This is a genomic window from Flavobacterium sp. (assembly GCF_017985075.1).
GTDB lineage: Bacteria > Bacteroidota > Bacteroidia > Flavobacteriales > Flavobacteriaceae > Flavobacterium.
The window spans coordinates 1-9,737 of sequence record NZ_JAGNYF010000065.1 but is presented as its reverse complement, the minus strand read 5'-3'; the positions used below and the strand labels follow the sequence as shown (position 1 = coordinate 9,737).

Below are 9,737 nucleotides of genomic sequence, written 5' to 3'. Positions count from 1 at the left end.
AATTTTTTTGAGGCGATCAATATATATAAATTATGGCATGTACAAGTTGTTCAACTTCCGATGGTGGTGCACCAAAGGGGTGTAAAAATAATGGGACTTGCGGCACCGATAGCTGCAACAAATTAACAGTTTTCGATTGGTTAGCCAATATGACATTACCAGGCGGTCAAGCACCGTTTGATTGTGTAGAAATACGTTTTAAAAACGGAAGAAAAGAATATTTTAGAAATACCGAAAAACTAACTTTAAGCATAGGTGATGTAGTAGCAACTGAAGCTTCTTCTGGTCACGATGTAGGTTTGGTGTCTTTAACTGGCGAATTAGTCCGTGTTCAAATGAACAAGAAAAACGTCAAAGACAATGCCGAAATTCCTAAAGTATATCGCAAAGCCACTCAAAAAGATATCGATATTTGGCATGGCGTAAGAAATAAAGAAGACGCCATACAAGTTCGTGCCCGTGAAATTGCCATAGCGATTAAACTGGAAATGAAAATTTCGGATATCGAATTTCAAGGCGATGGTTCAAAAGCCACGTTTTATTATACCGCAAATGACCGTGTCGATTTCCGACAATTGATTAAAGAATACGCAAGTGAGTTTAAAATTCGTGTAGAAATGAAACAAGTGGGTTTCCGTCAAGAAGCCGCCCGTTTAGGCGGAATTGGTTCTTGTGGACGTGAATTATGTTGCTCGTCTTGGTTAACCGATTTTAGAAGCGTAAATACTTCTGCAGCACGATACCAACAATTATCGTTAAATCCACAAAAATTAGCTGGGCAATGCGGAAAGCTTAAATGTTGTTTAAATTACGAATTAGATACGTATTTAGACGCGTTAAAAGGCTTGCCAGATATGGACACAAAATTACTTACAGATAAAGGTGATGCCTATTGCCAAAAAATAGATATTTTCAAAAATTTAATGTGGTTTTCGTACGCAAACGCACCAGCGCATTGGCACACGCTAACTGCAGAAAAAGCCAAAGAAATTGTAGCGATTAACAAACAAGGTAAAAAAATCGCACAATTAGAAGACTTTGTAGAAGAAGTTTCAACAGTAAATGTAGAGAAAAAATTCGAAAATGTGGTGGGACAAGATAGTTTAACACGATTTGATCAACCTAAGAGAAAACCAAACAATAACAATAAAAGAAAAAAGAAACCGTTTAAGAAAAATGAACAATAATTTTTTTAAAATACTAAGTCTTTTCTTGCTTTTTATTGTAATTTCTTGCGATAAAAAACAGGTTTTTGATGAATATTATGCGTTTGACGGTACGTGGAAAAAAAATAAAAAAGCCACGTTTACTTTTGAACAAAAAGACACCACAAGCGTGTATAATTTATTTTTAAACGTTAGAAACAATAACGAATATCCGTATAATAATTTGTTTTTAATTGTATCGTTAAACCAGCCAAACGGTAAAGTGGTAGTAGATACTTTAGAATACCAAATGGCAAATCCAGATGGCACTTTATTAGGAACGGGCTTTTCAGACGTGAAAGAAAGTAAACTATGGTTCAAAGAAAATTATAGCTTTGAAAAACCTGGAAAATATACGTTAGAAGTAGAACACGCTGTAAGACAAACAGGAAAAGTACAAGGCGTAAAAGACTTAACCGGCATTACAGATTTAGGATTTAGAATTGAAAAAAGAAAATAAAGAAAAAAATGGCAACTAACAACACCCAAGTCAGTTATTCAGATTACGTTAGAAAATTTTGGAAATTATTCGGCTACACATTTGGTGGCGTATTATTATTTTTTCTTTTAGCATCGTGGGGATTTTTCGGAAAAATGCCTTCATTTGACGAATTAGAAAATCCAGATACCAATATTGCTACAGAAATTATTTCTTCAGACGGCGTAACGTTAGGAAAATTTTATAAAGAAAACAGAACGCCTGTAAAATATCAAGACTTACCAAAGCATTTGGTAGATGCATTAGTAGCTACAGAAGACGAACGTTTTTACGAACATTCTGGTGTAGATGCTAGAGGAACATTAAGAGCCATTTCGAGTTTAGGAAGAAGCGGCGGTGCCAGTACTATTACACAACAGTTGGCAAAAAATTTATTTCACGGCGAAGGGTCGAAATTTTTACCATTTCGTATCATTCAAAAATGTAAAGAATGGATTATTGCTACGAAATTAGAACGTCAATATACCAAGCAAGAAATTATAGCCTTGTATTTAAATAAGGTCGATTTTGTAAATAGCGCAGTAGGAATTCGTTCCGCTTCAAAAATTTATATGAACAAAGAACCAAAAGATTTAACATTAGCAGAAAGCGCTTTGTTTGTGGGGATGCTTAAAAACCCAGCATTGTTCAATCCTACCAAAGAAAAAAGAAAGGAAAAAGTTTTCAAACGTAGAAATACCGTTTTAGACCAAATGGTAAAAAACAAGTATTTATCTGAAGCAAAAGCTGCAGAATTGAAGCGAGTTCCAGTAAAAATAAATTTCAAACCAGAAAGCCACGCAGAAGGAACCGCTACGTATTTTAGAGAATATTTACGTGAAAGTTTAAAACCTATCATTAAAGCCATTGAGGACGAAAAAGGAGAAGAAATTGACCTTTACACCGCTGGTTTAAAAATTTATGTTACAGTTGATTCGCGTATGCAACAATATGCTGAAGAAGCTGTTGAAGAGCATTTATCGAATTTACAACCCGAGTTCAATCGCCGACAAAAAGACAATCCAACGGCGCCATTTTTAGATATTACGCCTGCGGAAACTCAGAAAATAATGAATCAAGCCATGAAAAATTCCGAGAGATGGCGTATTATGAGTATCAACGGAAAATCTGATGCTGAAATTAAACAATCTTTTGAAGTCCCTGCGAAAATGAAAATTTTTACTTGGAAAGGCGAAAGAGATACCATTATGAAACCTAAAGATTCCATTATCTATTACAAACATTTCTTGCAAACCGGAATGATGGCTATGGAACCACAAACGGGTCATGTAAAAGCTTGGGTGGGTGGAATTAATTACAAATATTTTCAATACGACCACGTTGGACAAGGTGCGCGCCAAGTAGGTTCTACTTTTAAACCATTTGTATACGCTACCGCTATTGACAGATTACAAAAATCGCCTTGCGACATGATAATGGATTCGCCATTTACCATTTTAAAAGGAGATAACAACGATAAAGATTGGACACCAAACAATTCAGATGGAAAATACCGTGGATTGGTTTCTATGAAAAAAGCGTTGGCAAACTCAATAAACACGGTTTCGGCACGATTAATTCATGAAGTGGGTGCGCCAGCTGTTGTGGAAATGGCAAAAAATTTAGGAGTAACTTCCAATATACCAAACCGCCCTGCAATTGCTTTGGGTGCGGTAGAAATTACGGTACAAGAAATGGTAGCCGCTTTCAGCACTTTTGCCAATGAAGGGGTATACATTAAACCGCAATTAATCACTAAAATTGAAGATAAAAACGGCGTGGTAATTTATCAGGGCGTGGAAGAATCCCACGACGTGGTAAATAAAGACGTGGCGTATTCGGTTATTAAATTAATGGAAGGTGTTACGGAATCAGGTACGGGTTCTCGTTTGCGTTGGGCAGCTTCGGCGCCATCCAATTTTTTAACGGGTGTGCCTTATAATATTAAAGGACCTGTTGCAGGAAAAACAGGAACTTCTCAAAACAATTCTGATGGCTGGTTTATTGGAATGGTGCCTAATTTAGCCGCCGGAGTTTGGGTGGGTAATGAAGATCGTTCGGCACATTTTGAAAGTACAAATATGGGGCAAGGTGCTACAACTGCTTTACCTATTTACGGAATTTTTATGCGAAAATGCCTGGCGGATAAAACCTTAACTATTTCTCAGGAACCATTTAAAAGACCAGCAAATATGTCTATTAAAGTAGATTGCGTTACCGAATCTCGTCGTTCAGAATCAGATTCTACAGCTACAGATTCCACGGCAGCCCCAATAGATGCACAACCTGATACAGACGGATTAGACGGACTATAATTTATATTATGATTTCAAGAAAAGTAAACAACGTACAAGAAGCACTTGAAGGAATTCAAGATGGACAAACGATAATGCTAGGAGGTTTCGGACTTTGTGGTATTCCCGAAAACAGTATTGCTGAATTAGTAGAAAAAAACATTACCAATTTAACTTGCATTTCAAACAATGCCGGTGTAGACGATTTTGGATTGGGATTATTGTTACAAAAGCGTCAAATTAAGAAAATGATTTCTTCTTATGTAGGAGAAAATGCCGAATTTGAACGCCAAATGCTTTCGGGCGAATTAGATGTAGAACTTACACCGCAAGGAACGTTAGCCGAAAAATGTCGCGCGGCACAAGCCGGAATTCCTGCGTTTTTTACACCAGCTGGTTTCGGAACTGAAGTGGCAGAAGGAAAAGAAACACGAGAATTTAACGGAAAAATGCACGTGATGGAATTGGCTTATAAAGCTGATTTTTCTATCGTAAAAGCTTGGAAAGGTGACGAAGCGGGTAATTTAATTTTCAAAGGAACTGCTCGAAATTTTAATGCTTGTATGGCAGGAGCAGCAAGAATTACTATCGCTGAGGTAGAAGAATTAGTACCAGCCGGAACGTTGAATCCAAACGAAATTCATATCCCAGGAATTATGGTTAACCGTATTTTCCAAGGAGAGAAATTTGAAAAAAGAATTGAGCAAAGAACGGTGAGACAAAAGTAATCAGTGTTCTCCCGATAGCTATCGGGATTAGTGTTCAGTAAAAGAGAGAATTATGTTATCAAAAGAAGATATAGCTAAGCGAATCGCCCAAGAAGTTAAAGACGGGTATTATGTTAATTTAGGAATAGGAATTCCAACTTTAGTTGCGAATTATGTTCGTACGGATATTTCGGTGGAATTTCAATCAGAAAACGGCGTGTTAGGTATGGGGCCGTTCCCTTTTGAAGGAGAAGAAGATGCCGATATTATCAACGCAGGAAAGCAAACGATTACTACTTTGCCAGGAGCTAGTTTCTTTGATTCCGCTTTTAGTTTCGGAATGATTCGTGCTCAAAAAGTAGATTTAACGATTTTAGGCGCAATGGAAGTTTCTGAAAATGGCGATATTGCTAATTGGAAAATTCCAGGAAAAATGGTAAAAGGAATGGGTGGCGCGATGGATTTAGTAGCTTCGGCTGAAAATATTATCGTTGCGATGATGCACGTCAATAAAGCCGGCGAATCGAAAATCTTAAAGAAATGTTCTCTACCCTTAACCGGTGTAGGTTGCGTGAAAAAAGTCGTTACCGAATTAGCGGTTTTAGAAGTTACCTCAAATGGGTTTAAATTGTTAGAACGCGCACCAGGTGTTTCAGTAGAAGACATTATCAAAGCCACAGAAGCGAATTTAATCATTGAAGGAGATATTCCGGAAATGAAATTTTAATTAGTCAATTAGTCAATGTGCCAATTGGTTGTTGCGTAAATAATTTTTAAATTATAAAAATTTTATACTGACCTAACAGGTTTCTAAAACCTGTTAGGTCTTTTCAAAGTAATATGAGAGCAAAAGTAATTCTAAAATCAGGTAAAGAAAAATCCATTCAACGTCGTCATCCTTGGATTTTCAGCGGTGCGGTGTATGGCGTAAGTCGTGAAATTAACGATGGCGAAATGGTAGATGTAGTGGATTCAAAAAACCAACATTTAGGCACAGGCTATTTCAGCGATAAAGGAAGTATTGTGGTGCGTATTTTGACGTTTGGCGAGGAAACTTTCTCTGAATCTTTTTGGAAAGACAAACTACAATCGGCTTGGTATTTACGTACTCAACTATTAGATTTTGAAGTTACTAATGCATTCCGTGTTATTCACGGAGAAGGCGATGGAATTTCGGGGTTAATTATCGATTATTACGATAAAAATTGGGTCATTCAAGCACACTCTACTGGAATTTTTCTTCATATGGAACAAATTGCTGAAGCCATAAAATCGAATTTTTCAGGGTATTGCGAAACTATTTATTGTAAAAGTTCAGGCACGTTACCGAATACAGGAACCGATTATTTCTTATTTGGAACGAACAAAGAAACCGTTGCCAAAGAAAATAGCATTTTGTTTTCTGTAAATTGGGTAGAAGGCCAAAAAACGGGATTCTTTTTAGACCAACGTGAAAACAGAAAATTATTAGGCGAATTCTCAAAAGGTAAAAAAGTACTAAACACGTTTTGTTACACAGGCGGATTTTCCATTTATGCGATGAACGCTGGAGCGGAATTAGTAACTTCGGTAGATATTTCTCAAAAAGCGGTAGATTTAGCCGCCAGTAATATGGAATTGAATTTTCCAAAAGCCAACCATACAGCAGTAGCTGACGACGTGTTTAATTTTATGAAAGAACACACGCAGCAATACGATGTGATTGTTTTAGACCCTCCCGCTTTCGCGAAAAGCATCAAAAGTAAACATACGGCAACACAAGCCTATAAACGTTTAAACATTGCCGGTTTAAAAGCCTTAGCGCCTAACGGCATATTATTTACGTTTTCGTGCTCACAAGTTATTGACGATGTGTTGTTTTACAACACGGTTGCAGCAGCAGCCATAGAAACCGGAAGAAACATCAGAGTATTACATAAATTAGAACAAGGCCCAGATCACCCAACCAATATTTACCACCCAGAAGGGCATTATTTAAAAGGATTGGTGTTGTTTGTGGAGTAGTTTTAGCTGTCAGCTTTTAGCAATTAGCTGTAAGTGGATAGCTGGTGATTTGTCATTCTGAACTTGTTTCAGAATCTCAAAGACTTTAAAGTGTTCCGTGTTCAGTTTTTAGTATTCAGTATTTTACACATTGTTTGTCATTCTGAAAGAATCTTACATTATTTATCCATTAACAATTTCAGTACTGCAATTTGCTCTTTTAATGCTTGTATGGTTTCTTCATACTGCTGAATCAGTTTTTCGGGCATATTTATATGATTTATACCAATATAACCGTCTTGTTTACAGTTGTTAAATACTTGTTTATCATCAAAACCTAAAACTTCCATTGGAGGCACACCAAAAATAGCACTAATTTCATTTAATCTGTTAATGGTTAATTGTGTTTCTCCAGTTTCAATTTTACTATACGCACGAGTAGATAAGCCAAGTTGTTGTGCTACATATTCTTGTGTAAAATTCTTCAATTCACGAATCTGTTTAATCTTAGTTTCGGGTTGTTGTATCATAGTAATAAGAATTAATAGTTCAAAATTAGAATTAATTCATCAAATAAAGAAATTATTTAGTAATTTTTTTTGATGTGATGTGGTAATTTTATAAAAATTAAAAATTTATGAAATCAAGATTAATTATTTTTGTACAATTACTATGTTTTATTAGTTGTACTTCATCTGGTACGGATGACAATTCAAATATTCCCGTGCCTTTACCTGCAACAAATTTATCAGTTGTTAGCGTGTTTACAAATCAAGTTAATTTAACTTGGACAGACAATTCTACAAACGAAACAGGATTTAAAATTGAAAGAAAAACTGGAACTGGTTCTTTTGTTACTGTAGGCTCTGTGAGTACAAATGTTAATACTTATAGTGATATGGGATTAAATCAAAATACAGAATATGTATATAGAGTTTATTCTTATAATTCAGGAGGCGATTCACCTACATATAGTAATGAAGTTATTATTTCAACAACTACACCAATAAATATGATTAGTGTTGCAATTGGTACACAAATATGGCAAAAAAATAATTTAGACGTTGTTACATATAGAGACGGAACACCAATACCTCAAGTAACAGATCCAATACAATGGCAAAATTTAACTACTGGTGCCTGGTGCTATTATGATAATTTAACCCAAAATGGCGTAGAACATGGAAAGTTATATAATTGGTATGCTGTAGCTGGTATATATGACAGCGCCTCTTTGTCTAATCTAACTTTAAGAAAAGAATTGGCTCCAACTGGCTGGCATATAGCTTCTGATGTTGAGTGGTCAACCTTGACAACATTTTTAGGCGGTCTTACAATAGCTGGTGGTAAAATGAAAGAAACCGGAAATTTATTTTGGAGTGGAAGTAATAATGGCGCAACAAATAGTAGCGGTTTTTCTGCACGTGCCAGTGGTCTAAGAGAAATTTCATCTATAGATGGAAGTGTTGGTTATGGTAATAAAGGAAATTATTTTTATTGTTGGTCATCAACAAAATATGGTAATACAAGCGGCAATCCAATTAATGCTTTAGGTAGGCTTTTATCATATGCAAACACACAAATTACTGTAATAAATAGAACTGTTAAAGACGGAAATTCTGTAAGATGTATCAAAGATTAATAAATGTTTATGTTTAATAATAGAAAAACTTCTTCAGAAATAAATAAAGAAATTTTAACAAATCAGTTATGTTTAATACAATATAAAAACACAACTATTTTTGAAAATGATAGTTTGTTTGTGTTATCACCTTCGGTTCAAAATAAACAAAAATGGTTTGATATTAGAGAAGTAAATATTAATAAGATTGACAAGAGTAAAAAAGCTTATTTGATTATTAGATTTTTTAGTCAATTCATTATAATTAATTTATATGAATTTATTGAAAAAATGATTTGTGGTTATGAATCAAATATTACAAAAAACAGTGGTATACATTGGAAATTTGTAATAAAAAATAATTGTATCATAAATAAAAAATCTAAATCTAAAATTATTATTAATATAGTGGATAACCACGAATTAATTTTATAAAAGTTGAGTAAATAAAACAATTAACCCTCTTAAAGTTTAAACTCTAAGAGGGTTTTTCTTTAAAAAAATACTTTTCATCATCAATTTTTAATTTTTCATTAGAAAGAAACAATAACATTATATTTTTTATTATATTGCTTATCAAATCTTTTGCCCTATGAAACGGTTATTTACCTTCTTTAAATGGTTTTTTATAAGCTGTGTTGGCTTCATACTTATCTTGTATGTGTTTGATGTAGATTATTTGCTTCGTGCCGTAAAAACCATTTATTTAAAAGGACACACCACTGCATTTTTAGAAGATTATAAAGAATTTCCAAACCGTACCATTCATAAAGGGACGGCTCAACCTTGGGCGGTTTCTAAGGCATACAATAGCATTCCCGCTACGCACAAATTAAATACGACTCACAAAAACTTACAAACCGTAGCGTTTTTAATAATAAAAAACGATAGCATTTGGCATGAAAGTTATTTTGATGGGTATTCCGCTACGTCTAAAAGTAATTCTTTTTCTATAGCAAAAAGTATCGTTTCGGCTGCTTTAGGTAAAGCCATAATGGAAGGAAAAATTAAAAGTTTAGATCAAAAAGTTACCGATTTTTTCCCAAAATTAAAAGGCAAATATGCCAAAGAAGTTACCGTAGGTGATTTATCATCTATGGCATCTGGGTTAAGTTGGGACGAAAAATACTACAGTCCGTTTTCTATTGTAACTCGTGCGTATTTTGACGACCATTTAAAAGAGGTTATTTTAGGGTTAAGCATCAAAGACAAGCCAGGTCAAGAGTTTCGTTATTTAAGCGGCGCCACACAGTTATTAGCCATGTGTATTGAAAAAGCCACTGGTGAATACCTTTCTAATTATGTGTCTGAGCATTTTTGGGAACCTATGGGTGCAGAAAACGATGCGCTTTGGCAATTAGACGAAGCCGATACCGGAATTGAAAAGGCGTATTGTTGTATTGCCAGTACGGCTCGAGATTTTGCTCGTTTTGGAAAATTATACAAACA

The 9,737-nt window shown here is 34.9% G+C and carries 10 protein-coding genes; 9 read left to right on the top strand and 1 reads right to left on the bottom strand.

Translation table 11 applies throughout. The features are described 5' to 3' along the window. Window positions 1–32 precede the first annotated feature (32 nt). The 6 genes from ricT (at window position 33) to KA468_RS09635 (ending at window position 6,688) form a co-directional block, all read left to right on the top strand. On the top strand, window positions 33–1,187 hold the full coding sequence (gene ricT, locus KA468_RS09660; protein ID WP_291242735.1) for a regulatory iron-sulfur-containing complex subunit RicT: 1,155 nt from the start codon (window positions 33–35) through the stop codon (window positions 1,185–1,187). Next, complete coding sequence (locus KA468_RS09655; protein WP_291242734.1) at window positions 1,177–1,665, top strand: gliding motility lipoprotein GldH; 489 nt, start codon at window positions 1,177–1,179, stop codon at window positions 1,663–1,665. The genes ricT and KA468_RS09655 overlap by 11 nt, the downstream gene beginning before the upstream one ends. 8 nt (window positions 1,666–1,673) lie before the next feature. Continuing rightward, window positions 1,674–3,998 carry a penicillin-binding protein 1A gene (locus KA468_RS09650; protein ID WP_291242733.1) on the top strand — a complete coding sequence of 775 codons (2,325 nt, stop codon included), beginning with the start codon at window positions 1,674–1,676 and terminating at the stop codon, window positions 3,996–3,998. A gap of 8 nt (window positions 3,999–4,006) precedes the next feature. Further along, entirely contained in the window at window positions 4,007–4,705 is a 699-nt protein-coding gene (locus KA468_RS09645; RefSeq protein ID WP_291242732.1) for a CoA transferase subunit A, read from the top strand. A gap of 52 nt (window positions 4,706–4,757) precedes the next feature. Further along, window positions 4,758–5,411: a CoA transferase subunit B gene (locus KA468_RS09640; protein WP_291242731.1), complete on the top strand. Its 654-nt coding sequence runs from the start codon at window positions 4,758–4,760 to the stop codon at window positions 5,409–5,411. 113 nt (window positions 5,412–5,524) lie between these two features. Further along, complete coding sequence (locus tag KA468_RS09635; protein ID WP_291242730.1) at window positions 5,525–6,688, top strand: class I SAM-dependent rRNA methyltransferase; 1,164 nt, start codon at window positions 5,525–5,527, stop codon at window positions 6,686–6,688. Between the two features lie 158 nt (window positions 6,689–6,846). On the opposite strand, the gene KA468_RS09630 is transcribed toward KA468_RS09635, so the two are convergent. Then, a complete protein-coding gene (locus tag KA468_RS09630) occupies window positions 6,847–7,197 on the bottom strand; it encodes a helix-turn-helix transcriptional regulator (protein WP_291242729.1) in 351 nt (116 codons plus the stop codon). A 107-nt stretch (window positions 7,198–7,304) separates the two neighbouring features. Here KA468_RS09630 and KA468_RS09625 point away from each other — a divergent pair, with 107 nt between their 5' ends. From KA468_RS09625 to KA468_RS09615, 3 genes are all read left to right on the top strand, one after another. Next, window positions 7,305–8,309 (top strand): FISUMP domain-containing protein, encoded by a 1,005-nt coding sequence (locus tag KA468_RS09625; RefSeq protein WP_291242728.1) that lies wholly within the window; start codon window positions 7,305–7,307, stop codon window positions 8,307–8,309. A gap of 9 nt (window positions 8,310–8,318) precedes the next feature. Next, complete coding sequence (locus KA468_RS09620) at window positions 8,319–8,723, top strand: hypothetical protein (protein ID WP_291242727.1); 405 nt, start codon at window positions 8,319–8,321, stop codon at window positions 8,721–8,723. Window positions 8,724–8,880: 157 nt separating this feature from the next. Further along, a partial coding sequence (locus tag KA468_RS09615; protein WP_291242726.1) for a serine hydrolase occupies window positions 8,881–9,737 on the top strand: 857 nt, incomplete at its 3' end.